Annotated in this window: 17 protein-coding genes and 2 pseudogenes; 9 read left to right on the top strand and 10 right to left on the bottom strand. The window is 63.1% G+C overall.

All coding sequences use genetic code 11. The features are described from left to right. The first annotated feature begins 119 nt into the window (after positions 1–119). Complete coding sequence (locus V1273_RS11420; protein ID WP_334409658.1) at positions 120–899, top strand: SDR family NAD(P)-dependent oxidoreductase; 780 nt, start codon at positions 120–122, stop codon at positions 897–899. Positions 900–1,140: 241 nt separating this feature from the next. Here V1273_RS11420 and htpX read toward each other — a convergent pair. Further along, a pseudogene (htpX, locus tag V1273_RS11415) lies at positions 1,141–2,077 on the bottom strand (zinc metalloprotease HtpX). A gap of 315 nt (positions 2,078–2,392) precedes the next feature. On the opposite strand from htpX, the gene V1273_RS11410 reads away from it, so the two are divergent. The 4 genes from V1273_RS11410 to V1273_RS11395 all read left to right on the top strand — a co-directional run bounded on the left by V1273_RS11410 (position 2,393) and on the right by V1273_RS11395 (position 6,410). Then, positions 2,393–2,773, top strand: coding sequence for a VOC family protein (locus V1273_RS11410; RefSeq protein ID WP_334367777.1), 381 nt, complete (start codon positions 2,393–2,395; stop codon positions 2,771–2,773). A gap of 85 nt (positions 2,774–2,858) precedes the next feature. Beyond that, positions 2,859–4,193 carry an amidohydrolase gene (locus tag V1273_RS11405; protein WP_334409657.1) on the top strand — a complete coding sequence of 445 codons (1,335 nt, stop codon included), beginning with the start codon at positions 2,859–2,861 and terminating at the stop codon, positions 4,191–4,193. 190 nt (positions 4,194–4,383) lie between these two features. Then, positions 4,384–5,658, top strand: coding sequence for an acyl-CoA dehydrogenase family protein (locus V1273_RS11400; protein ID WP_334409655.1), 1,275 nt, complete (start codon positions 4,384–4,386; stop codon positions 5,656–5,658). Between the two features lie 131 nt (positions 5,659–5,789). Continuing rightward, positions 5,790–6,410 carry a flavin reductase family protein gene (locus V1273_RS11395; protein WP_334409654.1) on the top strand — a complete coding sequence of 207 codons (621 nt, stop codon included), beginning with the start codon at positions 5,790–5,792 and terminating at the stop codon, positions 6,408–6,410. Here V1273_RS11395 and V1273_RS11390 read toward each other — a convergent pair. Further along, positions 6,407–7,159, bottom strand: coding sequence for an alpha/beta fold hydrolase (locus tag V1273_RS11390; RefSeq protein WP_334409652.1), 753 nt, complete (start codon positions 7,157–7,159; stop codon positions 6,407–6,409). The genes V1273_RS11395 and V1273_RS11390 overlap by 4 nt on opposite strands. Before the next feature lie 15 nt (positions 7,160–7,174). Continuing rightward, the gene (gene yghU / locus V1273_RS11385) at positions 7,175–8,068 is read right to left on the bottom strand and encodes a glutathione-dependent disulfide-bond oxidoreductase (protein WP_334409651.1); all 894 of its coding nucleotides are present in this window, start codon (positions 8,066–8,068) and stop codon (positions 7,175–7,177) included. Between the two features lie 240 nt (positions 8,069–8,308). Here yghU and V1273_RS11380 point away from each other — a divergent pair, with 240 nt between their 5' ends. Further along, positions 8,309–9,478 (top strand): aminotransferase class V-fold PLP-dependent enzyme, encoded by a 1,170-nt coding sequence (locus V1273_RS11380; RefSeq protein ID WP_334409650.1) that lies wholly within the window; start codon positions 8,309–8,311, stop codon positions 9,476–9,478. 72 nt (positions 9,479–9,550) lie between these two features. Here the strand turns inward: V1273_RS11380 and V1273_RS11375 are convergent, their stop codons facing one another. Continuing rightward, positions 9,551–11,221, bottom strand: a complete 1,671-nt coding sequence (locus V1273_RS11375; protein ID WP_442894078.1) for a flavin-containing monooxygenase — start codon at positions 11,219–11,221, stop codon at positions 9,551–9,553. Here V1273_RS11375 and V1273_RS11370 point away from each other — a divergent pair. The 3 genes from V1273_RS11370 to V1273_RS11360 all read left to right on the top strand — a co-directional run bounded on the left by V1273_RS11370 (position 11,211) and on the right by V1273_RS11360 (position 14,243). Further along, positions 11,211–11,363 carry a hypothetical protein gene (locus tag V1273_RS11370; protein ID WP_334367770.1) on the top strand — a complete coding sequence of 51 codons (153 nt, stop codon included), beginning with the start codon at positions 11,211–11,213 and terminating at the stop codon, positions 11,361–11,363. The genes V1273_RS11375 and V1273_RS11370 overlap by 11 nt on opposite strands. 86 nt (positions 11,364–11,449) lie before the next feature. Further along, positions 11,450–12,583 carry a nitronate monooxygenase gene (locus V1273_RS11365; protein ID WP_334367769.1) on the top strand — a complete coding sequence of 378 codons (1,134 nt, stop codon included), beginning with the start codon at positions 11,450–11,452 and terminating at the stop codon, positions 12,581–12,583. 142 nt (positions 12,584–12,725) lie between these two features. Then, a complete protein-coding gene (locus V1273_RS11360) occupies positions 12,726–14,243 on the top strand; it encodes an acetyl-CoA acetyltransferase (protein WP_334409648.1) in 1,518 nt (505 codons plus the stop codon). A 64-nt stretch (positions 14,244–14,307) separates the two neighbouring features. On the opposite strand, the gene V1273_RS11355 is transcribed toward V1273_RS11360, so the two are convergent. The 6 genes and pseudogenes from V1273_RS11355 to V1273_RS11330 form a co-directional block, all read right to left on the bottom strand. Next, positions 14,308–16,047, bottom strand: a complete 1,740-nt coding sequence (locus V1273_RS11355) for a methyl-accepting chemotaxis protein (RefSeq protein ID WP_334367767.1) — start codon at positions 16,045–16,047, stop codon at positions 14,308–14,310. 258 nt (positions 16,048–16,305) lie between these two features. Beyond that, on the bottom strand, positions 16,306–17,340 hold the full coding sequence (locus V1273_RS11350) for a helix-turn-helix domain-containing protein (protein ID WP_334383052.1): 1,035 nt from the start codon (positions 17,338–17,340) through the stop codon (positions 16,306–16,308). A 259-nt stretch (positions 17,341–17,599) separates the two neighbouring features. Beyond that, positions 17,600–19,633, bottom strand: a complete 2,034-nt coding sequence (locus V1273_RS11345; protein WP_334409646.1) for a methyl-accepting chemotaxis protein — start codon at positions 19,631–19,633, stop codon at positions 17,600–17,602. Positions 19,634–19,971: 338 nt separating this feature from the next. Further along, positions 19,972–21,664 (bottom strand): annotated as a pseudogene (locus V1273_RS11340) (methyl-accepting chemotaxis protein). Between the two features lie 221 nt (positions 21,665–21,885). Beyond that, complete coding sequence (locus V1273_RS11335; RefSeq protein WP_334412193.1) at positions 21,886–23,913, bottom strand: methyl-accepting chemotaxis protein; 2,028 nt, start codon at positions 23,911–23,913, stop codon at positions 21,886–21,888. 249 nt (positions 23,914–24,162) lie between these two features. After that, complete coding sequence (locus tag V1273_RS11330; protein ID WP_334409644.1) at positions 24,163–25,854, bottom strand: methyl-accepting chemotaxis protein; 1,692 nt, start codon at positions 25,852–25,854, stop codon at positions 24,163–24,165. Between the last annotated feature and the right edge of the window lie 21 nt (positions 25,855–25,875).

The following is a 25,875-nucleotide window of genomic DNA, read 5'->3' as shown; positions in this document are numbered from 1 at the left end:
GAAGACCGGACGATGTCTCGCCCATATTTGATTTTCTGGGCGGCGTTGTCCATGCTTGCGCCAGAACATCTGCCCGCCGCAGGGCGCAACTCTGTTGCCAAACAAAATGGAAACATCCAATGAGCATCTTTGACCTCACCGGCCGCACGGCGGTCATCACCGGTGGCAATGGCGGCATCGGCCTCGGCATTGCGCAGGCGCTGAACGCCCAAGGCTGCAACGTCTCGATCTGGGGCCGCAATGGCGACAAGAACAAGAGCGCGGCGGAAACCATGTCGGCCGGGCCCGGCAAGGTCCATACGCAGATCTGCGACGTCACCGACCCCGCCTCCGTCAAGACCGCGATGAAGGCGACGCTCGATGCGTTCGGCCGCGTCGACGGCTGCTTTGCCAATGCCGGCATCGGCGGCGGCGGACGGCGCGCCTTTATCGACCGCACAGAGGAGGAATGGCGAAAAATGTTCGCGACCAATCTCGACGGCGTCTTCCACGTGTTTCAGGCCGCCGCCCGCCACATGACCGAACGTGCGGAAGCCGGCGACAAATTCGGCCGGCTAGTTGCGACCTCGAGCCTGGCGTCCTTGTTCGGCACCGCGCGCAACGAGCACTACGCCGGCACCAAGGCGGCGCTGAACGCGCTGTGCCGCGCGCTCGCGGTCGAGCTGGCGCGCTACGGCGTCACCGCGAACGCGATCCTGCCCGGCTGGATCAAGAGCGACATGACGTCAGGGCTGATGGCCAACGACAAATTCGTCGCCAACGTAATGCCGCGCATTCCAGTGCGCCGCTTCGGCGAGCCCGCGGATTTCGGCGGCATCGCGGTGTACATCATGAGCCAGGCGTCGTCGTATCATACCGCGGATTGCTTTGTGATCGATGGCGGGTACACGGCGTTTTGAGATTGGCTGTGGGCGTAACTGCTGTCGTCCCTGCGAACGCAGGGGACCCATACTCCGCGGCCGCCGGAATGGGCACTCGGGACGATGGCTGCGTTTCAACAATGTAGGCTGGTGGTTATGGGTCCCTGCGCCGAGTGCGCGATTGCGCACGGAGGCAGGGACGACGCGCATCAGAGAAGTGCGCTCGACGAGAGATGGTGGGCACGGCGCGAAGCGCCTTTGCCCACCCTACGCGGTCAGTCTATCCCCACGGGCCGCGCGAGGTTGAAGTCCGGCCCCATGGGCCGCGGCCCGGATAGTTGGCGCGCGCGTTGGCGGAGAAGGTGCCGCCCTGCGCGCCAAGCTCCGCCGCGAGCTGCTGCAACGCGGCGATGCGGTTCTCGGTCGAGGGGTGCGTCGTGAACAGATTGTCCATGCCCTGACCCGACAACGGGTTGATGATGAACATGTGCGCGGTCGCCGGATTGCGCTCGGCTTCGACATTCGGCACGACATGCGCGGCATTGGCGATCTTGGCCAGAGCGGACGCAAGCCACATCGGCTGACCGCAAATACGCGCGCCGAGATCGTCGGCAGCGTATTCGCGGGTCCGGCTGATCGCCATCTGCACCAGCATGGCGCCGAGCGGGGCCAGGATCATCATGGCAATCGATCCGATGATGCCGGGACCGTTGTCGCGGTTGCCGCCAAAGAACATGCCGAACTGCGCCAGCATCGAGACCGCACCGGCGATGGTCGCGGTGATGGTCATCAGCAGCGTATCGTGATTTTTGATGTGTGCGAGCTCGTGCGCGATCACGCCCGCGAGCTCTTCGCGGCTGACCGACTGCACCAGACCCGTGGTCACGGCGACCGCCGCGTTCTGCGGATTGCGGCCGGTGGCGAAGGCATTGGGCTGCGGCTCGTCCATCAGGAACACGCGCGGCATCGGCAGGCCGGCGCGGCCGGCGAGTTCAGCCACGAGATTGAAGAGGTCGGGCGCCGTGCGCTGGTCGACCTCATGGGCGCCGTACATCGACAGCACCATGCGGTCCGAATTCCAGTAGGCGAAAATATTGGTCGCAGCCGCGATCACGAGCGCGATCGTGGCACCGGTGGCGCCGCCGATCAGATAGCCGACGCCCCATGAAGAGGCCGGTCAGACCGGCCAACAGAATGGCAGTCTTAAAATAGCTCATTGTCGTCTCCTTGCCGCCCGCGGCTGAACGCCGGGCTAGCATCCCAAAGGTAGGAACTCCCGTGGCCGCGCTTCAAGATGCCGGGGTGCGTCGAGGCGCCGCGTTTGGCGACAGGAACCAACGCGCCAGCCGAATTAACGATCCGTAATCCGGTGGGATCGTGGCTTTTCGGCTACCCGGAGGGGCTGCTTGTAGAACGCCCGCGCCGCCGTCTACATTGCCCGGTAACGAGCAGCGTGATGAGGCGGCCCGGAAAGTGAAGTGGCAAGCAATTTTGCGTTGTTCGTCCGGAAAAACTGGGAGGGAATTGAAGAAATGTTTTCGCATGTGATGATCGGCACCAACGACCTCGACAAAGCCAAGGCGTTCTATGACGCATTGCTCGGCACGCTCGGTGTGCGGCCGGCGCGGGTCGACGGCCACCGCATTTTCTACATCACCAAGACCGGAATATTCTCGGTGACCAAGCCGATCAACGGCCAGCCCGCGACGCCCGCCAATGGCGGCACCATCGGTTTTGCGGCCGACTCGCCCGAACAGGCCGACGCATGGCACGCGGCCGGCATCGCCAATGGCGGAACGACTTGCGAAAATCCGCCGGGCATCCGCGAGGGCAGCGCGGGCAAACTCTATCTCGCTTATTTGCGCGATCTCGACGGCAACAAGATCTGCGCGATGCACCGGATGCCGGCGTAAACGAAGACTGTAGGGTGGGTTTAGCCGAAGGGGTAACCCACCCTACGCAGCACGGATTGCGGCACAATCGAAGGAACGTCAGGCCATGAAGCGATCTGCCATCTCATTGGCGGCGTCCGCCGCGCTATTCGCAACCATCACGCTGCCCGCCCACGCCGAGCTCGATGTCGCCACCCTGCAGAAGGCGATCGAAGCCTCGCTCGCAAGCGACTATCCGAAGCTCGACGCGCTCTACAAGGAAATCCACGCCCATCCTGAGCTTGCGTTTCAGGAGGTAAAAACCGCCGCGAGGCTCGCCGCGGAAATGCGCGCGCTCGGCTTCGACGTCACCGAGAATGTCGGCAAGACCGGACTGGTCGCCATCTACAAAAATGGCGACGGCCCCACCATCATGGTGCGCACCGAGCTCGATGCGCTGCCGATGGAGGAGAAGACCGGCCTCGACTATGCGAGCCGCGACAAGGCCAACTGGAACGGGCGGGAGGTATTCGTCGCCCATAGCTGCGGCCACGATATCCACATGGCGAGCTGGGTCGGGACGGCGAAGACGCTGCTTGGCCTGAAAGAGCATTGGCGCGGCACGCTGATGTTCATCGCCCAACCGGCGGAAGAAATCGTGGCGGGCGCCAAGGCCATGCTGGCGGATGGCCTGTTCACGCGCTTCCCCAAACCCGATATCGCCCTCGCCCTGCATGCCGGTCCGTTCTCTCATGGCACGGGCTTCTATCGCACAGGAGTAGGCTCGTCCGCCGCCGACGGCCTCGATATAACATTCCACGGCCGCGGCGGTCACGGTTCGGCACCGCACACGACCGTCGACCCTGTCGGGATAGCGGCGCGCTTCATTGTCGAAGTGCAAAGCGTGATCAGCCGTGAAAAAGACCCGACTGAATTCGGTGTCGTGAGTATCGGCGCCATTCACGGTGGCACCGCTCCAAATATCATCCCCGACTCGGTGCGGCTCTCCGGCACCATTCGCTCCTACAAGCCCGAGGTTCGCGCCAAACTACATGCCGGGATCGAACGAACGGCAAAGGCGGCCGCGGCGATGTCGGACGCTCCCGCTCCCGACATCAAGATCGTCGAGGGTACCAAGCCCGTCATGAACGATCCGGATGTGGTCGCGGCCACCGCAGACGTGCTGAAGGCGGCATTCGGCGATAAGTTCAAGATTTCGCCGCCGGGAACCGCCAGCGAGGATTTCTCCGAATTCGCCGGCGCGGGCGTACCGTCGATGATGTTCAACATCGGCGTCTATGACCAGGAACGTATCGTCTCGGCACGCAACGGTGGCCCGCCGATACCGTCCAATCATTCGCCGCTGTTCGCGCCGGTGCCGAGGCCGACCATCGAAACCGGCGTCACCGCGATGACGCTCGCCGTGCTGAGCGCGTTCGATCGGCACGCCAGGCGCAAATGAATTGTAGGATGGGTAGAGCCAACGGGTCCGGCCGTTGGCTCTAACCCATCCACGCACTACGCGCTTGCCATGAGGCGGAAAATCCAGCGTCGCGCGCCCGTGCTTGTGCAAGCCCCTCCCCGCCGTCTACATTGCCGGCCAACGAGCCGAGTGCGCGATGAATGGTCTGCGCAAATGGGAGGAACAATCCATGAAACACGCCTACATCCCGCGGACGACGACCTACAATCTCAACCCGGGCGAAGAACTCAACGATTTGCGCATGTCGGACGAGGTTCGTCCGCTGTACGAGCACGTCAAAAAATTCATCCGCGAGACCGTCGATCCGATGTCGGTCGAGTTCATGCGGCTCGGCGAGGGCAAGAAGGACCGCTGGAGCTTTACGCCGGAGCAACTGGCGGTGCTGCAGAAGGCCAAGGACAAGGCCAAGGAAGAAGGCCTGTGGAATTTCTTTCTGCCTGATGCCGAGACCGGCGAAGGCCTGAAGAATCTCGACTACGCCTATATCGCGGTTGAACTGGCGAAGAATCCGCTGGCGTCGGAGACCATGAACTGCTCGGCGCCCGACACCGGCAACATGGAAGTGCTGGAGCGCGTCGGCACCAAGGAGCAGAAGGAGAAGTGGCTGAAGCCGCTGCTGGCAGGCGAAATCCGCTCGGCCTACGCGATGACCGAACCCAACGTTGCCTCCTCCGACGCCAAGAATATTTCCACCACGGCAAAACTCGTCGGCGACGAATGGGTAATCAACGGCGAGAAGTATTACATCTCCGGCGCCGGCGATCCGCGCTGCAAGATCATGATCGTGATGGTGAAGACCAATCCCGATGGGCCGCCAAGCAAGCAGCAGTCGCAGATCCTGGTGCCGATCCACACCCCCGGCGTCGAGATTTTGGGCCCGATGCACGTGTTCGGCCACGACCACGCGCCGCGCGGCCACATGCATCTGCGCTTCAACAATTGCCGGGTACCGAAGGAGAACATCTTGCTCGGCGAAGGCCGCGGCTTTGAAATCTCGCAGGTCCGCCTCGGGCCCGGGCGCATCCATCACTGCATGCGCACGATCGGCAAGGCGGAAAAGGCGCTCGACCTGATGGTTTCGCGCGGGCTCACCCGCGAAGCCTTCGGCAAGAAGATCGCCCATCTCGGCGGAAACTTGCAGATCATTGCCCAGGCGCGCTGCGAAATCGAGGCGATGCGCCTGATGGTGCTGAAAGCCGCCAAGGCGATGGACGTGCTCGGCAACAAGGAGGCGCGGATCTGGGTCAGCATGGTCAAGGCCATGGTGCCGGAGCGCACCTGCAGGATCATCGACCAGGCGATCCAGATGCACGGCGCGACCGGCATTTCGCAGTGGAGCCCGCTCGGCGAGATGTACCAGGACGTCCGCCACCTCCGCTTCGCCGACGGTCCGGACGAGGTGCACTGGATGGTGGTCGGAAGGCATGAACTGAGCATGCCGTAGGTTGATTTCGATGCAACCGTCATTGCGAGGAGCAAAGCGACGAAGCAATCCATTCCTCAGCTTGTGACGCGATGGATTGCTTCGCTTCGCTCGCAATGACGGAAGTAGGCTCACCCCACCGCGAGTTCCCCATGCAATACGCCCCCAGCGACCTCAAACCCCGCGAGCGCTACAAGGTGCTCACCTCCTTCGTGCTGCCGCGGCCGATCGCCTGGGTGACGACGATCGGTTCGGCCGGCGTGGTCAACGCGGCGCCGTTCAGCTTCTTCAACGTGTTCTGCGAGGATCCGCCGCTCTGCATGTTTGCCGCCAATCTGCGGCCCGACGGCCGCGTCAAGGATACCGTAATCAACATCCGCCGAACGGCCGAGTTCGTCGTCAACATGACCGACGAGCCGTTGGCGCGGGCAATGCATGAAAGCAGCGGCGACTTTCCGCCCGAGGTCGGCGAGCCGGACTATCTCGATCTCAAACTGGCGCCCTCGACCAAAATCGCCGTACCGCGGCTGGCCGATGCGCCGTTTGCGATGGAGTGCAAGACCTGGAAGGAGATCGACGTCAACGGCGACCGGCTGTTGGTGATGGGCGAAGGCATCCACTTCCACATCCGCGACGAATTGTGGGACCACGCCGCGATGCGCGTGCATATGGAGCGCTATCACCCGATCGGCCGCATGTTCGCGGATCGTTACTGCCGGACCGACGACCGCGTGGTGTTTCCGCCGGCGGAAGGGGCGAAGACAGCGGTCTAATTTGGCCTATGCGCGCGCAGGAATGACCGGATCTGCCGCACCGCGAGCGGCACCCGCTCTTTCGGCTCCTTCCACGGAAACAGGCTGACTTCCGCGTTCGGCGCCAACAGCGCACTCTCCATCGCAACCGCATAAGGATGCGCCGGGATGTCGTCGGGCAGGATCAGCACCGGCGTCTGACAGCTTCGCACAAAATCGCGCGTGACCGTGAAGACGAAATCCGGATCGGTGCGATACATTCGGGTCAGGAATTTCTCGGCCTGCTCCATCGTGATGTCGTCCCGGCGTTTTGTCAGTTCCGGCGCCCAGCCGGTCATGTTGTTATTGTAAAACAGGTCGCGCATCTCGGGGCGCGAGCCCGAAGGCATCGCCAGCACGCCCGCCACAACGCGGTCCGGTGCGCGCTTGATGAGATTCCAGATCAAGGGACCGCCGATGCAGAAGCCCAGCACCATGAATTTGTCGAATCCCAGATGATCCATCAGCGCGAGCTGGTCGTCGGTGTAGGAATCCCAGGGACGGTCGATCTCAAGCGGGCCTGACGACTGACCGGGTGGCGCGTTGCGCAGGTCGTAGGCGATACAACGATATTCGTTGCCGAACTCCTTGATGGCATTGAAGGGCGGATAGTCGCCGGTAATGCCGGAGATGTTAGAATTCAATCCGCCGCCGGCGATCAATAGCAGCGGAAAGCCGGAGCCGGCTTCCTCGTAGTGGATGCGAACCGGACCTTTTTCGAAGAAGCTCATCGCGTTCCCCTCGCCTCACCCCTTTGCCGGCTCGCCGATCTTGTCCTGCGTCTTGGTATCGAAATCACTCGCGTCATGCCGCTCGTGCAACTGGCTTGCCGGATCGCCGGAGATGCGGTTGACCATGCGCCCGCGCTTCACCGCCGGGCGCTTGGCGATCGCGTCGGTCCAGCGCTGCACGTTCTTGTATTCGTGCACCGAGAGGAATTCGCCGGCGCCGTAGACCAGACCCTTGGCCAGCGCGCCGTACCACGGCCAGGTCGCCATGTCGGCGATCGTGTATTCGCTCCCTGCGAGATATTCGTTATCGGCCAAACGCCGATCGAGCACGTCGAGCTGGCGCTTCACCTCCATGGCGTAGCGGTCGATGGCGTATTCGATCTTGGTCGGCGCGTAGGCGTAAAAATGGCCAAAGCCGCCGCCGAGAAACGGCGCGCTGCCCATCTGCCAGAACAGCCACGACAGGCATTCGGCCCGCGCCGGCCCGCTGGTCGGCAAAAACGCACCGAACTTTTCGGCGAGATGCATCAGGATCGCACCGGACTCAAACACCCGGATCGGCGTCGGTCCGCTGCGATCCATCAGTGCGGGGATCTTCGAATTCGGATTAACAGCGACAAAGCCGCTGCCGAACTGGTTGCCGTCGATCTTGACCAGCCAGGCATCGTACTCCGCACCGCTGTGGCCAGCCGCAAGCAGCTCCTCGAACATCACGGTGACCTTGACGCCGTTGGGAGTAGCCAGCGAGTAGAGCTGGAACGGATGGCGGCCAACCGGCAGCTCCGCCTCATGCGTAGGGCCTGCGATCGGGCGATTGATCGCGGCGAACCGGCCGCCGCTTTCCTTGTTCCAGGTCCAGACTTTCGGCGGCACGTATTCGGCGGGATCGTTAACGGGGGCGTCGGTCATTGGTTTGGCTCCAGGCTGATTCGAGCCGTCTCGCGATTGCGTGATCTGTCGCGCGGCGGCCGCCGCAATCCATGTAAGATTTCGTATCAGCACTGCAACCAAACAAAAAGCGCGCAAAACTCAGGGGAGGAATGCGCTATGTTGCGAAAGCAAGTGTAGGGCAATCGGAGCAATGCTCCTGTGGCTGGCGTAGTCGAGATCGGCCATAATGGATGTGCCGCCAGCAAAGAGACCATCCAAATGCTCCCATCACAGCGCGCCCTGTTCGAGATACCGCGCCAGATCTGCTACCTGAATGCCGCCTCCTACAGCCCGCTGCCGATTCGAACGCTGGAGGCCGGCCGCGCCGCGGTTCTCCGCAAGGGCATGCCGTGGACGATCGAGGCCTCCTTCGCCAACCAACAGCATGAACGCGCGCGCCGTGCTGCCGCCCGGCTAATCAATGCCGAGGCCGCGGATATCGCGCTGATTCCCTCGGTCAGTTACGGCGTCGCGACCGCCGCGAAGATGCTGCCGATCGCCCGCGGCACGCGCGTGATCGTGCTGGAGAACGACCACTCCTCGCCGGTGCTCGAATGGCATACGCGGGCCGAGGCGGAAGGGTTCGCCGTCGAGACGGTTCGGCAACCCGACGATGGCGATTGGACGTCGGCGGTGCTTGCCGCGATCGAACGATCCGGCGCACCACCGGTCAGCCTGGCCTCAATCTCATCCGTGCACTGGTCGGATGGTGGGTTGATCGACGTCGACAAGGTCGGCACGGCGCTCCGGCAACGAGGCGCTGCCTTTCTCGTCGATACGACGCAAGGCACTGGCGTGCTAACGACCGACGTGAAGCGTCTCGACCCGGATTTTGTGATCTTCCCGACCTACAAATGGCTGCTCGGACCCTACGGCCGCGCCTTTCTCTATGTTGCAAAACGCCATCAAGGCGGTATCCCGCTCGAGCAGACCGCCTCTGGCCGTCGCAACGTGCGCGCCGAGAACGCGGTCTATTTCACGGATGTCAGTTACGTTGGCGATGCGCGGCGCTTCGACATGGGCGAGCGCGATCATTTCATCTCGATGGAGATGGCCTCGATCGGCATGGAGATGATAGTCGAATGGGGAGCGCCGGCTATCGTGCAGCGTCTCACGATGTTGACGGAGCGGATCGCGCAAGCCGTGCGCAGCATCGGCGTCCACGTTCCCGAACCTCATCTGCGGGCGCCGCATATAGTGAGCCTCGCCTTCAAGGGCGGAATGCCGGCGGGCCTCGTCGAAGGACTGGCAAGCGAAGGCGTCTATGTCGCAACGCGGCTGGGGCGCATGCGTGTGTCGCCGCACGTCTATAATGACGAAGCCGATGCCGACCGGTTTGTTGAGGTGTTAACGCGGCGGCTGCGGAGTCCGTCATTGCGAGGAGCGTAGCGACGAAGCAATCCATTCTTCTTTCTTTGCGTGGTAAGGTGGATTGCTTCGCTGCGCTCGCAATGACGGCGATTACGAGGCCGCCGCCTTGCGCGGCGCCTCCGCCCGCTCCATCACAAATCCTTGATAGCCCTTGGCCGCGACGTCGTTGCAGATCTGCCGGTAGGGGCCGACGCCGCCGATATAGGGCATGAAGATGCGCGGCTTGCCGGGGACGTTGGCCCCCATGTACCAGGAATTGGCCTGCGGATAGAGCGTGGTGTAGGCAACCTCGTTGACATGGGCGACCCATTTGTCCTCGGCTTCGGTGGCGGCCTCCATCGTGTCGAGCCCGCGATCGCGCATGTAAGCGAGACAGTCGGTGATCCAGTCGACATGCTGCTCGATCGACACGATCATGTTGGACAGCACCGACGGGCTGCCGGGGCCGGTGACGATAAAGAGGTTGGGAAAGCCTGCGCTCATCAGGCCGAGATAGGTGCGCGGGCCCGCGGCCCATTTCTGGTTCAGCGTCTGCCCGTCGCAGCCCTTGATATCGATCTTCGCCACCGATCCCGTCATCGCGTCAAAACCGGTCGCCAACACCAGAGCGTCGACTTCGTAGTTTTTGCCGGCCACGCGCACGGCGTTTTCGGTGATCTCTTCGATCGGATTCGACTTGATGTCGACCAGCGTCACGTTTGGGCGGTTGAAGGTCGCGAAATAATCGGTGTCGATGCAAATGCGTTTTGAGCCGATCGGATGGTTGTTCGGCTGCAATAGTTTTGCCGTTTCCGGGTCCTTGACGATGCCTGCGATCTTCTCGCGGACGAAATTCGCAGCGGTGTCATTGGCAGTCTTGTCGAGCGCAAGATTGTTGTAGACCGACATGAAGGTAAGCCCGCCGTGATTCCAGCGCGCCTCGTACTTCGCACGGCGCTCGTTGTCGCCGTCATCGAGCGCGCCGCGGTCGGGCATCTCGGTATAGATGCCGTTCTTCGCGACCTCGCGCGCGAAGCGCCGGATCTCGGGATAGTTGGCGCGAAATTTCTGCCGCTCCTGTTCCGTCAGCGGCGCATTGCGGGCGGGAATCGAGAAATTTGCGGTGCGTTGAAATACCGTCAGATGGCTGGCCTGTTCGGCGATGACCGGCACCGACTGAATCCCCGACGATCCCGTGCCGATGACGCCGATGCGTTGGCCGGTGAAATTGACTTCCTCATGCGGCCAGTGGCCGGTGTGGTAGACCTTGCCCGTGAACCGATCGAGACCCTTGATGTCGGGCATTCGCGCGTTCGACAGGCAGCCGGTGGCGAGCACGACGAATTTTGCTGACACCGTTTTGCCGTCCGAAGTCGTTACCGACCAGAGGGAGGTCGCCTCGTCGAACTCGGCACGATCGACGCAGGTGTCGAACTGGATGTCCCTTCGCAGATCGAAGCGGTCGGCGACGTGGTTGGCGTATTTCAAAATCTCCGGCTGCGGTGCATAGCGCTCGCTCCAGTCCCACTCCTGCTGCAGCTCTTCCGAGAATGAATAGGAATACTGCATGCTCTCGACGTCGCAGCGCGCGCCGGGATAGCGGTTCCAGTACCAGGTGCCGCCGACGCCCGAGCCCTGCTCGTAGACCCGCGCCGTCATCCCCTGCCCGCGCAACCGGTGAAGCATATACATGCCGGCGAAGCCCGCGCCGACCACGACGACGTCGTAGGCCTCGGGCAATTTGGCGGCGGCGGACGGCATGGCGGACATCATGGCGGACATGAAGACGGGCTCCCTGAAACGTTCTTTTTGGTTGATTGGCAGCATTCTCTCGATAGCAGCAAAGCGCAAGACGCAAATCGGCGGCCGTGCTCTGCATATTTTGCGAGATGGAATTGCAAGCCCTCCTCAGGAGGAGGAGTGAGGCCGCTTGGCATGCAAGGCTCCGATGGGCTAGCGTCGCGCGGAAAGCCGAGCAGCAATCTGGAATGCTGCCGCCGGGAGGTCACCATGAAATCGCCAATCTGCGACATGCTGGGAATTGAATTTCCCCTGTTCGCTTTCAGCCATTGCCGCGACGTCGTTGCCGCCGTCAGCCGCGCCGGCGGGTTTGGCGTACTGGGAGCGACCGCGCATTCGCCCGAGACGATCGAGCAGGAATTGAAATGGATCGACGATCACACCGATGGCAAGCCCTACGGGCTCGACGTGCTGATCCCCGAAAACACTTCGACCGCGGGCGAAAAGGACGTCACCTGGAAGAGCCTGGAGGCGCGGATTTCGCCGCAGCATCGCGATTTCACCCGCAACCTGCTGAAGAAATACGGCGTCGAGTTGACGACGACCAATGTCGCCGACAACCAGCCGCAGCCGTTCGACGCGCAGCGCGCGCTTGACGTGCTCGAGGTCTCGTTTCGCCATCAGATCAAGCTGATTGCGAACGCGCTCGGCGTGCCGCCGAAACAGATGATCGACATGGGCCGCAAGCATGGCGTGCCGGTGGCGGCGCTCGTTGGTTCGAAAGAGCACGCGCTGCGGCAGGTCGCTGCCGGCGTCGATATTTTGGTTGCGCAAGGCACCGAGGCCGGCGGCCATTGCGGCGAAGTCTCGACCATGGTGCTGGTGCCCGAGGTGATCAAGGCGATCAAGCCGGTCCGCGACGTGCCGGTGCTGGCCGCCGGCGGCATCATGACAGGTAAGCAGATGGCGGCCTGCATGGCGATGGGTGCGGCCGGCGCCTGGACCGGCTCGGTGTGGCTGGCGACGGTGGAATCGGAGACCACGGAAATTTTCCGCGAGAAGATGATCGCCGCATCCTCGCGCGACGCGGTGCGCTCCAAGGGTCGCACCGGCAAGCCGGCACGACAATTGCGGTCGGTCTGGACCGATGCATGGGACCGCGGACCGGATAGCCCCGGCGCCTTGCCGATGCCGCTGCAAAGCATCATCAGCCGCGACGCCTTCAACTCGATCGACCGCGCGGCCGCCGCCGGCAATGTGCAGGCGCGCGATCTCGTGACTTACTTCGTCGGCCAGGGCGTCGGCCTGATCGACAGCGTGAAGTCGGCCGGCGCAGTGGTGCAGGAGTTCAAGGAAGATTTTGCCGACGCGGTGGAGCATATGAACATGCTGATGGAGGAGTGACGGCTCTCACCCCGTCATTGCGAGCGAAGCGAAGCAATCCATAGCGCAACATGTGGAGGTATGGATTGCTTCGTCGTTGCGCTCCTCGCAATGACGGAACAACAAGTTACGAATTGATCGATCGAAAGCGAAACAAGAAGAAATGTCGAACAACTCCCCCCTCTCCGAAGACCGCATTCCCGTCATCGTCGGCGTCGGCGAAATCGTCGACCGGCCAAGGGACATCGCCGCCGGCCTCGAACCGCTGGCACTGCTCGAGCAGGCGGTGCGGCGCGCGGAAGCCGATAGCGGCGCAAAACTGCTCGGCGAGCTCGGCTCGCTCGACGTCGTCAATTTCCTGAGCTGGCGCTACCGCGATCCCGAGAAGCAGCTCGCAGCAAAGCTTGGTGCTGCGCCGGCGCATTGCTATTACGGCCCGGTCGGTGGCGAGAGCCCGATCCGCTACATTCACGAAGCCGCAAAGCGCATCGCGCGCGTCGAGTGCAGCGTGGCGGTGGTCTGCGGCGCGGAAGCGCAATCCACCGCAACCAAGGCCGAGCGCGGCGGCATCGCCCTGCCATGGACGCCGTTCGCCCATGACGTCGAGGAGCCGAAGCGCGGCGCGGCGTTTCAGAAGCCGATGGCGGTGAAGCTCGGGGTGTTCCGCCCCATCACCGTCTATCCGCTCTATGAGTCCGCCACGTCAGCGCATTGGGGCCAGACGCCGCGCGAGGCGCTCGCCGAATCCGGCGCGCTATGGTCGACCTATTCGAAAGTGGCGTCAGAAAATCCAAATTCGTGGCTGAAGAAGCGTTTTGCACCTGAAGAGATCATCACGCCGACGCCGGAGAACCGGCTGATCGCGTGGCCGTACACAAAACTGATGGTGGCCAACCCGACCGTGAACATGGGCGGGGCTGTCTTGCTGACGTCGCTAGCGAAAGCGCGCGCGGCCGGCGTGGCCGAGCAGCGGCTGGTCTATCCGATCGGCGGCGCGTCGGCGGAGGAGCCGCGCGACTATCTGGTGCGCGACCAGTTTTACGAAAGCCATCCGCAGAACGCGGTGCTGAAGGCGGTGATGGACCTGGTCGAGGGCGACGGCAGGAAATTCGATGCCATCGAGCTCTATAGCTGCTTTCCCTGCGTACCCAAGATGGCGCGGCGGACACTCGGCCTGGGCCCCGACGTGCAGCCGACGGTGACCGGCGGCCTCACCTTCTTCGGCGCGCCGCTCAACACGTATATGACGCACGCGGCTATTGCGATGGTGCGGAAGCTGCGCGAAGGCGGCAAGCTCGGCCTGCTCTACGGCCAGGGCGGCTTCGTCACCAAGCATCACGGACTGGTATTGTCGCGCGAAGCGCCGAAGGGACCGCTCGCCCAGGACACCAGCGTGCAGGCCGAGGCCGACCGCAACCGCCGCCCGGTGCCGGATTTCGTCACCGAGGCCTCAGGCAAAGGCAAAGTCGAGAGCTTTACCGTGATCTACAAGGGCAAGGGCGAGGTCGAGCACGGCGTCGTGATGCTGCGCACCGAGCAGGATGCGCGGGCGCTGGCGCGTGTGCCCGCTGGTGACGCAGCAACGCTCAAGCATCTCTTGAACATGGACCAGACGCCGGTTGGGTCGGTCGGCGATATCGTTGCCGCGGATGATGGCGTGCTGGAATGGCGGGCAGGATAGTCCTCGTGTCCCGGACGCGGTGCGGCGCGCAGTACTGCGCTGCGTCCGGGGCACGATGGGACCATCACGCCGCCCGCACCGTATCCAGGAACTTGCCGACCTCGAGCTTGAGGCGGTTCGAATCGGCAGAGAGCGACTGTGCCGCCGAAAGCACCTGCGCGGAAGCCGAGCCGGTCTCGCTCGCCCCGCGTTGCACGTCGGTGATGTTGGCCGAAACCTGCTGGGTGCCGTCGGCCGCCTGCTGCACATTGCGGGAGATTTCCTGGGTTGCCGCGCCCTGCTCTTCCACGGCGGCCGCGATGGTCGAGGCGATCTCGGCCAGCCGTTCGATGGTGCCGCTGATTTCCTTGATCGCGCCGACGGATTCGTGAGTCGCGCCCTGGATGCCTGATATCTGCTGACTGATCTCGCCGGTCGCCTTGGCGGTCTGCTCGGCGAGCGCCTTCACTTCCGACGCCACCACCGCAAAGCCGCGGCCGGCCTCGCCCGCGCGCGCCGCCTCGATGGTCGCGTTGAGCGCCAGCAGGTTGGTCTGGCCTGCAATGGTGTTGATGAGTTCGACCACGTCGCCGATGCGCGCTGCCGCCTTCGACAATTCGCTGACGCGATCGTTGGTGACGCGCGCCTGGTCGACGGCTTCACCCGCCATCCGCGCCGACTCCTGCACCTGACGGCTGATCTCGTTGACCGAAGACGACAGTTCCTCGGTCGCCGATGCAACCGACTGCACGTTGGTGGTCGCCTCCTCGGAAGCAGCAGCCACCGTGGTCGTGACCTGCTGCGCGCGCTCGGCCGTCGCGGTCAGCGTTTTGGCCGAAGCTTCCAATTCGGTCGAAGCCGAGGATACGGTTTCGACGATCTCGCCGACCGCCGTCTCGAAGGAATCCGCGAGGCGGACCATTTCGGCCTTGCGCTGCTGGGCGGCGATCTGGTCCTGCCTGATCTTGGCTTCCGCCTCGTCCCGGGCTTTCTGCTCGGACACGACCTTGAATTTCTCGACCGCGCCGGCGACTGCGCCGAGCTCGTCCTTGCGCCCGAGGCCCGGCAGCACCACCGCGAAATTGCCGCCGGCGAGCTCGTCCATCGACACGCTCAGCGCACGCATCGGGCGGCCGATCATGAAGAACGAAAATATGCTGGTTCCGATCAGCAACAGGATCGTGCAGAGACTGATTGTCATCGACATCTGCTCGGCCGCCGTCATTTCGCGGGCGGCTTGGGCCTTTTCCTTCTCTACGCTCTGCTTGGCGAACTCGGCGATCTGGTTGGCAAGCGATTCGAGTTCGGCCGCGATCGGCAGCGTGACCTCGCGCGCGGTGCGGACTGTCTCCTCATTCAGCTTCGCGATTCGAGCTGCGGCGTCGGGAGCGCCCTCTGCGGCAATCGCTTCGCCTCGCACCTTCACGATCTGCTGAGCTTCCTTAACGTAATCAGAAGCCCTCGTCTTGAGCTTCTCGATGCGTGTGCGATTTTCGGCGGCGTGCGACAGTTTCAGCATCTCCTCGGTGAGGTGACTAACCGATTTCAGCCCGGCGGCCAGATAATCATTGGCTCTTTGCAAATGCGCCGAACTGTTAGCGAGGCGAATATCGCGAACGCCGGTCTGCATGCCGTTAATCGACGCCTTCGCATCCACCGCATCCCGCGCGACCGCCTGCTGCGCCGACACACCAACGTCGAGATCGCGCATTGCCGCATTTGCCCGCATTTGATTGATCGCCATCGCGCCAACAAGCAGAACGCCGAGGCCCGAGGCGATGCCGAGCTTGGCGCTGATCGACAGGTTCAGGATGAAGCGGGACATGGCTTTGCGTCCTTCAAATGAAACGACCCGGGGAAATCACAGCGATGCCGTTGTTTCCCGCAGAGCGGGATCACGGTGAAGAAGTGCCGGGCCAATTTGGGACGAGCCGGTTCGTTGCGAACGAAAGGCTCCTGCGGCGGCATAGCCACAGAGCGGCACCCATGACCGTCAGGCTTTCATACGATGGTTAACCAGCGTCTAAGGCGGCACGGTCCGGGAACTGGTAGTATTACGGAAGCGCGGCGCGCTTTATCGCCATCACGTCGGATTGTCCGTCTGCTTGCGGGCTGCCGACAGCGTCTGCTGCGGTGTTTCGCCAAACAACTCGCGATAGAGCGCGGTGAACTCGCCCATGTGCCAGAAGCCGTTCACGAGCGCCACCGCCTTCACCGACTGCACCGATGCGCCGCGCACCAGTTGTTGTCGTACATTCCACAGCCGCCGCAGCCGCATGTAGCGGTGCATGCTCATGCCGCGAATGGCAACCACGGCGTTATGCAGCGTCCGCACCGAGACCCCGAGTTGCCGCGCCACGTCGGCGCTGTACAACGTCTTGCCGGCGCTGTCAGCCACGAACTCGTCGAGCTTTCGGACCAGCGCCAGATAGTGGCTCAGACTGAGGCGCTTGGCTTCGGGTGTGGGCGATGCCGCAGCCATCGCCAGATCGACCGCCTGCAGAATCGATTCTTCAACGTGCTCGATCACGTTCGGCTGTGCGAAGCTATTGGGCGAATGCGAAGCGAGCGTCAGGACATCGCGAACCGTCACCCGGAGTGCCTCGCATCTATCCGGCAGCGTCGCGATCAATTGAGCGCTATCGGCATCGCCTGGCCAGCCGCGATCGTCGATGGAAGCAAAATTCAGAAGCGCCACCAGATTGGCCTGCTGCTCCACGATCTCACACGTCGTGGTACCCTTGACCAGGAGCAAGGCCGGCGCGCGGGCTTCAACGCCGTTGATGATCAACGAAGCGGCATCGTCCATCGTGAAGCCGACGATCGCGCCGGTCGTGGAATACTGCATTTGCAGAATTCGAGGGAACGTCCGCTGCAGATGGACCGAACAGGACTTCAGCTTCAACGAGGCGAAAGCGGCGGCGAAGTCCTTGGCGTCGATCGGAATGCTCTTGGCATCGCCCAGTCCTTCGATGCTCCGGAAACGATCGACGTCCAGAGACCGGCTAATCTTTACGAACTCAGATTCAACTAGTTCATCAAGCAACGACACGCGGCGGTCATCCGAGCCATCGGTAGCGATCCATGGCAGATCTTCTGGCACCAGACCTTTTGACATCAAATCGTCACGATGCCTTTGCGTCTTACCACTTTTTCCCGATTACGGAAGTTCGTTCGCCACATTTGCTCCAAGTTTCGCTCAAGGCGATTGATCGGCACGTGCCGCAATCGCAATTTTGCGATCTACGGATGTCTCCCGTTCCTCTTGCAGCCGAAAAGCCGACGGCTCATGGCAATTCCCGTTTCTGATTCGGATCGCCAGCGATCGCGAAGCCGGCATGAGGCGCCGGCTTCGAACCGAATAGCAGGTACGAGGATCACGCCGCCCGCACCGAGTCGAGGAAGCGGCCGACCTCGAGCTTGAGGCGGTTCGAGTCGCCTGACAGCGATTGCGCCGCCGCGAGCACCTGCGAGGACGCCGATCCGGTTTCGCTGGCGCCGCGCTGCACGTCGGTAATGTTGGAGGACACCTGCTGGGTGCCCATGGCCGCCTGCTGCACGTTGCGGGAGATTTCCTGCGTCGCGGCGCCCTGCTCTTCCACGGCCGCCGCAATCGTCGACGAAATCTCCGACAGCTTCTCGATGGTGCCGCTGATCGCCTGGATCGCGTTCACGGATTCCTGGGTGGCGGCCTGGATGCCGGTGATCTGTTGGCCGATTTCGCCGGTGGCTTTTGCGGTCTGCTCGGCCAGTGCCTTGACCTCGGAGGCCACGACCGCGAAGCCGCGGCCGGCCTCGCCGGCGCGCGCCGCCTCGATGGTGGCGTTGAGCGCAAGCAGGTTGGTCTGGCCGGCGATGGTGTTGATCAGTTCGACGACGTCACCGATGCGGGTTGCCGCCTTCGACAATTCGCTGACGCGGTCATTGGTCGTGCGGGCCTGCTCCACGGCGTCGTTGGCCATCCGTGCCGATTCCTGCACTTGGCGGCTGATCTCGGTGACGGATGACGCCATCTCTTCGGTGGCCGACGCTACCGACTGCACGTTGGTCGAGGCTTCCTCGGAGGCCGAGGCGACCGTCGTCGCGAGTTCCTGCGCGCGTTCCGCGGTCGACGTCAGCGTACCCGCCGACACCTCGAGCTGGCTGGATGCCGACGACACGGCTTCGACGATCCGGCCGACTGCTGCCTCGAAATCGTCGGCCATCTTGCTCATATCCGCCTTGCGTTGCCCCGCTGCGATCTGATCCTGCTTGATCCTGGCTTCAGCTTCGTCGCGGGCCTTGTCCGCAGCCTTCAGCTTGAATGCCTCGATGGCAAACGCCATGTCGCCGATCTCGTCCTTGCGGTCGAGCCCTGGAAGAACCACGCCGAAATTGCCGCCGGCGAGTTCCTTCATGCCGGAAGTGAGGCCGATAAGGGGTCGTATGATGCTGCGTACGATGAGTAGCCCAAGGACGCCCGTCAGAATGATTACCGCCGCGGCAATGCCAAGGGCGGTCCAAAATGCCGATTCCGCCGTCACCCGGGTACGCTCCGCCAAAGCGAGGAGATTTCCGGCAAGATGGTCTTCGACTTTTTTCATCAGGTCGATGCGCGCCGTGGTCATTTTATACCAATGTGCGCCATCGGCGCCGCTCAGCGGCTCGCCCGGGGACGTCTCGATCGCCATTTTCCGCATGCGATCAACTTCGGTCACCGGCTCCCCAACGACCGTTGTCGCGAGGAAGACCTGATCGTCGCTGGTGGCATATGACTTAAACAGGGCGAAATAGGTATTCTGATTGGCGACGACGCCGGCGAAAAGACGATACTGGGCGAGGTTGAATTTGCCAGCGGCAAATCCAGGGGCACCCGTTGCCCGCTCCTGCCCGGACCGTTCCTTGGCCTGCATGAAGCTTGAATAGGCCGAAAGGGTGCGGGCGACATTGACGTTGGTTACTAGCTGGGAGATTTCCAGCCCGACGTCGAGCAGGCGGCCGATGGTGGTCGTGAAATAGACGTTCGAGTCTGCGGCAGCCATCTTGAGGGAGCTGACGTCTTGCCTGATCGCCTCGAGTCGCGCGACCTGCGCCATTGCATCGTCCAGGATCGTGGCAAGTTGACCGCCGGCTGCCTTGACATCAAAGTCCTTGAGCGCGGCTCCGAGCGTCTGGCGCTGCGCGTCGGTGAGCAAGCGCTGTTCGGGAAGCTCTCGCTTTAGCTGTTCGCCTTTGCTGCCCAGGAAAACCGCGGAGGCACCGCGCTCCCGCTGCATCTCGTGCACCAGCCCGCTGACGCGCGTGGCGAGGCCGGCAAGTGTGGAGAGTTTTTGCATTTCCCCGACCGTCGCCGCCTTTTCGCGCACGACGATCGATGAGGCCAGCAACAGGCCAAGTGAAGGAACCAGCAGCGCGCACAGGATGCGGGGCATGATTCGGAGTCGACCAAACGAAATGGCCACGACAGGTCTCCATGAGTTGGGATTTTGGACGCCGTTGCCCGATCCAGGCTTTTTCCGCAATCCGCGAATCCGCAGGACGTGGCCAAGCCGTCCCTCATCAAATCACTTGACGACTTTCACATGCATTAATTTGGCAGCAAGTAAAATTACGGGAGGGCGGGAGCGCTATCGGTGCCTGCGTCGTTTTATGAAATGGCCGCAGGCACGCCGCGGCGAACGCCGGTTGTTTGAAGCAATTCACGCCGGATGCAAAAGAGCCCGGCTTTGGAAGCCGGGCTCTTGTTTGACTCGGGCCTGTCCAGGCCCTGTCAGGCTGCCCGCACCGAGTCGAGGAACCGGCTGACCTCGAGCTTGAGGCGGTTCGAGTCGCCTGACAGCGATTGCGCCGCCGCAAGCACCTGCGAGGACGCCGATCCGGTTTCGCTGGCGCCGCGCTGCACGTCGGTAATGTTGGAGGACACCTGCTGGGTGCCCATGGCCGCCTGCTGCACGTTGCGGGAGATTTCCTGCGTCGCGGCGCCCTGCTCTTCCACGGCCGCCGCAATCGTCGACGAAATCTCCGACAGCTTCTCGATGGTGCCACTGATCGCCTGGATCGCGTTCACGGATTCCTGGGTAGCGGCCTGGATGCCGGTGATCTGTTGGCCGATTTCGCCGGTGGCTTTTGCAGTCTGCTCGGCCAGTGCCTTGACCTCGGAGGCCACGACCGCGAAGCCGCGGCCGGCCTCGCCGGCGCGCGCCGCCTCGATGGTGGCGTTGAGCGCAAGCAGGTTGGTCTGGCCGGCGATGGTGTTGATCAGTTCGACGACGTCGCCGATGCGGGTTGCCGCCTTCGACAATTCGCTGACGCGGTCATTGGTCGTGCGGGCCTGCTCCACGGCGTCGTTGGCCATCCGTGCCGATTCCTGCACCTGGCGGCTGATCTCGGTGACGGATGACGCCATCTCTTCGGTGGCCGAGGCCACCGACTGCACGTTGGTCGAGGCTTCCTCGGAGGCCGAGGCGACCGTTGTCGCAAGTTCCTGCGCGCGTTCCGCGGTCGACGTCAGCGTACCCGCCGACACCTCGAGCTGACTGGATGCCGACGACACGGCTTCGACGATCCGGCCGACTGCGGCCTCGAAATCGTCGGCCATCTTGCTCATATCCGCCTTGCGGCTCGCCACGGCGCGGGTCTCGGCCGCGTGCTGCTCGGCCTCCAGCGACTGGCGGGCAATGGCATTGCTCTTGAACACTTCGACGGCCTTGGCCATCTCGCCAACCTCGTCGCCGCGCCCGACGCCGGGCACCTCGACGGCAAGGTTGCCGCTCGCGAGATCGTTCATCGCAACCGTCATCCGCTGCAGCGGACCGGTGACGCGTACGCGCCACGAAGATCGACACCACGAGCGTAAATAGCAGAACTACACCGGCAACGATCAGCGAGCGCTGGGTCGAGGCCCAGGTCTGCGCCGTCAGGTCGTCGATGTAGACACCGGTGCCGACGACCCAGTTCCACGGGGCGAAGCCGACCACGTAGGACAGTTTCGGCTGCGGCTTGTCGAAGCCGGGCTTCGGCCATTCATAGGGAACAAAGCCGGAGCCGTTCTTTCTGACGGTATTGACGAAATCGACGAACAACAGGTTGCCGTTGGGATCCTTGTAGGCCGAAAGATCGTTGCCGTTCATCTCCGGCCTGATCGGATGCATCACCATTTTCGGATGCATGTCATTGATCCAGTAATAGTCGTTGTTGCCGTACCTGAGCGCCGCGATCCGCGCCATCGCCCGCTTCTGGGCATCGGCGTCGGAAACGCCGCCCTTCTGCGCCGCGGCATGCTCTTCCTTGATGATGCCGAGTGCGAGTTCGCCGAGGTGGCGCAGCTCGATCTGCTTCTGCTGGTTCAAGCTCGATGCCAGTTCGCGCGAATCGAGAAAGGCGATGCCGAGCAGCCCGGCAAAGCTCAGGCAGATGAGGGCATAGATCTTTCGGCCAACCGTCAGCTTGGCCCGGCTTATCATTCCAAACATGCTTGGTCTCCCACGCGACGACGGCGGTCGTCAGCCCCATTGCGCGGAATCGTATACGCCAGGCGCTTTCCACCCGTTAATTTTGTACTCAGTAGATATACGGGATTTTATTAACCAGGCCCGCAGCCAGCGCATCCCATCGATTCCGAACGACAAAAGGCCCGCACCGGTTCAGGGGCGAGCCTTCGTAGTCTTTACAGTGTGTCGGCGGCTTACGCCGCCCGCACCGAATTCAGGAACTTGCCGACCTCGAGCTTGAGGCGGTTGGAGTCCGACGACAGCGACTGGGCCGAAGAGAGCACCTGCGTCGAGGCCGATCCGGTCTCGCCGGCCCCCCGCTGCACGTCGGTGATGTTGGCGGAGACCTGCTGGGTGCCGCGGGCCGCCTGTTGCACGTTGCGGGAGATTTCCTGGGTTGCGGCACCCTGCTCTTCCACCGCGGCCGCAATGGTCGAGGATATTTCCGACAGCTTCTCGATCGTGGAGCTGATCGCCTGGATCGCACCGACGGACTCCTCCGTCGCGGCCTGAATGCCGGTGATCTGCTGGCCGATCTCGCCGGTCGCCTTCGAGGTTTGTTCCGCCAGCGCCTTCACCTCGGATGCCACGACGGCGAAGCCACGGCCGGCGTCGCCGGCACGGGCGGCCTCGATGGTGGCGTTGAGCGCCAGCAAATTGGTCTGTTCGGCGATGGTGTTGATGAGTTCGACCACCGCGCCGATGCGGGCCGCCGCCTTCGACAATTCGCTGACCCGGTCATTGGTGGTGCGGGCCTGATCGACGGCCTCATTGGCCATCCGCGCCGACTCCTGAACTTGACGGCCGATCTCGGTGATCGACGACGCCATCTCCTCGGTGGAGGAAGCCACCGACTGCACATTGGTGGAAGCTTCCTCGGAAGCCGCAGCCACCATCGTGGTCAGCTCCTGGGCGCGTTCGGCGGTCGCGGTCAGCGTGCCGGCGGCGGCTTCGAGCTCGGTCGAAGCTGACGACACCGTGTCCACGATTTCGCCGACCGCACCTTCGAAATCGTCGGCGAGCTTGATCATTTCGGCCTTGCGCCGCTGCGCCGCGACCTGGTCCTGCTGGACCTTCGCCTCGGCTTCCTCGCGCGCCTTCTGCTCGGCGTTCTCGCGGATGACCGTCACCGTCTTGGCGAGGTCGCCGATTTCGTCGCCGCGGCCGGCACCGGGAATCTCGACGTCGAGATTGCCGCCGGCCATCTCGCCCAGCGCACCGTTCAGCCGCGTCATCGGACGCGCGACCCCGAGGAAGGAGAATGCCACCGAGGCGATCAGCGACGCGACGACGATGATCGCCATGATCAGGTTGATGCGGTTGGCGCGCTCGGTATCGGCCATAACCTCGTCTTTGGAGGTCCTGGCATCCTTTTGCGCGGCCTCGACGGTTGTTTCCATCAGGTCGGCGACATCTGCGGCGGCCTTGACGGTGCGGTTGGCGATGATGTCGTTCTTGACCTGCTCGGTCTTTACCGCTTCCTCATTGGCGGCCAGGAAGCGCTTGACGGTCGAGGAAAGGTTGCTGACCACGACCAGCAATTCCCGGTCATCGGCCTCGCCGCGCAGTTTGTTGAACACGTCCTTCAGCGAGGCCTCGGTCTTGGCCATCTCCGAGACCAGGTTAGCATCGCCAGTTGCGCCGAGCTTCCAGGCGGCAGCCCGCAACGCGTTCACCTTTCCATCGGCCTGAAATAGCAAACGCTCGATCTCGAGGCGGTTGTCCAGCTTCGCCATGGCCGGCAACTTCAACTGGGCATCGACCGCCTTGGTCCATTCTTCCGAGATGACCGAGCGCTTGTCGATCTGCGCCAGCAGCGTGATCTGCGCTTTGGCGAGATCTTCCACGGCGGCGGTAAAGCCTTCCATCAAGGTCTTGATCTTCTGCAGCCGTTCCCTGGCATCCGGCCGCTGCGCCATCGCCAGCGCCGCCTCCAACTCCTTCGCCCCGCTCGCCTTGTAGCGCTGCAAATCGGCAACGGTCTTCTCGACCTCTGCAGAAGTCCTCGCCAGCCTGACATTGCCGGCGGCAAGCTGAATCTTGCGCAGGTCGATATGGGCGGAGAGCGAGTTGTCGGCCACTTGCTGCGACCGGGCGGCGCGCTCGCTGGCTTCCTCGATCCTCGATTCGGTGACCATCTGGTTGGCGACCATGCCGATCGCCAGCAGGACGCCGACCGCCCCGGCCAAGCCCAGTTTGTATCCGATACGGTTGAGCTTGATCATGTCGACGACCCCAATTTCTTCTGAATCAGTTGTCCGGATGTGGAATTTTACGACGCAAAGGAACCGGCAACCTTTGCGCGCGAATCCCGGAAGATGCGGCGCAGCGTAGCGGGGACCGGTTAATTTCCGCTTGCGTGAGACTACGGGCATCCAGTCGGGTTGTAGATGCGCCATCTTCGCGCCAAGCGCGAAAAGACCCGGCGCGCTTCCGCGAGCCGGGTCTTTTCGTCGACGGTCGCCCGGTTGTCAGGCTGCCCGAACCGACTCCAGAAACTTGCCGACCTCGAGCCTGAGGCGCTGGCTATCGCCCGAGAGCGACTGCGCCGCCGATAGCACCTGCGAGGAGGCCGCACCGGTCTCGCTGGCGCCGCGCTGCACATCGGTGATGTTGGTGGAGACCTGATGGGTGCCGCGGGCGGCCTGCTGCACGTTGCGGGAGATTTCCTGGGTCGCGGCGCCCTGCTCTTCCACGGCGGCCGCAATCGCCGAGGAGATCTCCGCCAGCCTTTCGATGGTGCCGCTGATTTCCTTGATCGCGCTTACGGAATCCTGAGTCGCGCCCTGGATGCCGGCAATTTGCTGGCTGATCTCGCCGGTGGCTTTTGCCGTCTGTTCGGCCAGCGCCTTGACCTCCGACGCCACGACCGCAAAGCCGCGGCCGGCCTCGCCGGCGCGCGCCGCCTCGATGGTGGCGTTGAGTGCCAGCAGGTTGGTCTGGCCGGCGATGGTGTTGATAAGTTCGACGACGTCGCCGATCCGGCCCGCCGCCTTGGACAATTCGCTGACCCGGTCGTTGGTGACGCGGGCCTGACCGACGGCATCGGTCGCCATCCGCGCCGAAGCCTGCACCTGGCGGCCGATCTCGGTGACCGAGGAAGAGAGCTCTTCGGTCGCCGAGGCCACCGACTGCACGTTGGCGGAGGCTTCGCCGGAAGCCGAGGCCACAGCCGAGGTCAGCGTCTGCGAGCGCTCGGCGGTCGCCGACAGCGTGCCGGCCGACGCTTCGAGCTGCGTCGAAGCCGAGGATACCGTCTGCACGATCTCGCCGATCACGCTTTCGAAGTTGCGGGTGATGCCGTCGACCCGACGGCCGCGCTCGATCTTGGCTTCGGCGTCGGCGGCGGCAGCCTCGTCGGCGGCTTTCTTGGCAATCAGCGCTTCCTTGAATACCTGCAAGGTATCGGCCATCGCGCCGATTTCGGTTTTCTCGCCCTGGTGCGGCACCTCCGCACTCAGATCGCCCTTACCCAGTGCCTGCATCGGCGTGACGATGGAGGCAATGCCGCGCGAGACGTCGCGAACCAGATAGGCGCTGATGCCGACGCCGATCATGACGGCGGCGCCGAGAATTAAGGCCAGCATCATGAGAGCGGCGGTGTAACTGTCGGCCGCCTCCCTTGCCGCCTTGTCCGCGCCGGCATTGTTCAGATCGATGCTCTTCTTCAGAACGGCGTCGGCATCGAGGCTGATCTTGTTGACGGTCGTGGTATTCAGGTCGTGGGCTTCGGTCGGGATATTTCCAGCCGCCTTGCGCGACAGTTCCATGACCTCCTGGGTGCCCTTCCGGTATTTGTCCCACAGCCTCGACCATTCGGCATACAGCGCACGTTCCTCCGCCGAGGTGATCAGCGGTTCGTACGCCGCGCGGATCTTGGTGTTGCTTTCGGTGACGGTGCCGAGCGTTTTCTCCATCGAGAGCTTCTCTTCCAGCGTCTCGGACAGCATGTGCTCGCGGATCACGTTGCGGTAGGTGATGGTGCCGGCGCGCAGGTCGCCCAGCACGCGGATACTCGGCATCCAGTTGGTCGCGATATCGACCGTGTTGGCGTTGATGGCGCGCATGTTCTTCACCGCGAGCAGACCCATGCCCGCCATCGCGACGAGCAGGAAGGCGACCACGGTGATGATCTTGGTGCGGATCGAATAGCGGGCGAGCATGGGTGGAATCTCTTGGTTTTG

Source organism: Bradyrhizobium sp. AZCC 1721, assembly GCF_036924715.1.
Classification (GTDB): Bacteria; Pseudomonadota; Alphaproteobacteria; order Rhizobiales; family Xanthobacteraceae; genus Bradyrhizobium.
The sequence above is the reverse complement of the archived record's forward strand: the minus strand, read 5'-3'. Positions and strand labels throughout refer to the sequence as shown.

Coding starts and splice junctions, on each gene's coding strand:
- V1273_RS11330 (WP_334409644.1), bottom strand. CDS start 25,854: ATGCTCGCCCGCTATTCGATCCGCACCAAGATCATCACCGTGGTCGCC.
- V1273_RS11365 (WP_334367769.1), top strand. CDS start 11,450: ATGAAATCGCCAATCTGCGACATGCTGGGAATTGAATTTCCCCTGTTC.
- V1273_RS11420 (WP_334409658.1), top strand. CDS start 120: ATGAGCATCTTTGACCTCACCGGCCGCACGGCGGTCATCACCGGTGGC.
- yghU (WP_334409651.1), bottom strand. CDS start 8,068: ATGACCGACGCCCCCGTTAACGATCCCGCCGAATACGTGCCGCCGAAA.
- V1273_RS11395 (WP_334409654.1), top strand. CDS start 5,790: ATGCAATACGCCCCCAGCGACCTCAAACCCCGCGAGCGCTACAAGGTG.
- V1273_RS11380 (WP_334409650.1), top strand. CDS start 8,309: ATGCTCCCATCACAGCGCGCCCTGTTCGAGATACCGCGCCAGATCTGC.
- V1273_RS11405 (WP_334409657.1), top strand. CDS start 2,859: ATGAAGCGATCTGCCATCTCATTGGCGGCGTCCGCCGCGCTATTCGCA.
- V1273_RS11360 (WP_334409648.1), top strand. CDS start 12,726: ATGTCGAACAACTCCCCCCTCTCCGAAGACCGCATTCCCGTCATCGTC.
- V1273_RS11375 (WP_442894078.1), bottom strand. CDS start 11,221: ATGTCCGCCATGATGTCCGCCATGCCGTCCGCCGCCGCCAAATTGCCC.
- V1273_RS11400 (WP_334409655.1), top strand. CDS start 4,384: ATGAAACACGCCTACATCCCGCGGACGACGACCTACAATCTCAACCCG.
- V1273_RS11350 (WP_334383052.1), bottom strand. CDS start 17,340: ATGTCAAAAGGTCTGGTGCCAGAAGATCTGCCATGGATCGCTACCGAT.
- V1273_RS11410 (WP_334367777.1), top strand. CDS start 2,393: ATGTTTTCGCATGTGATGATCGGCACCAACGACCTCGACAAAGCCAAG.
- V1273_RS11355 (WP_334367767.1), bottom strand. CDS start 16,047: ATGTCCCGCTTCATCCTGAACCTGTCGATCAGCGCCAAGCTCGGCATC.
- V1273_RS11345 (WP_334409646.1), bottom strand. CDS start 19,633: ATGCCCCGCATCCTGTGCGCGCTGCTGGTTCCTTCACTTGGCCTGTTG.
- V1273_RS11370 (WP_334367770.1), top strand. CDS start 11,211: ATGGCGGACATGAAGACGGGCTCCCTGAAACGTTCTTTTTGGTTGATT.
- V1273_RS11390 (WP_334409652.1), bottom strand. CDS start 7,159: ATGAGCTTCTTCGAAAAAGGTCCGGTTCGCATCCACTACGAGGAAGCC.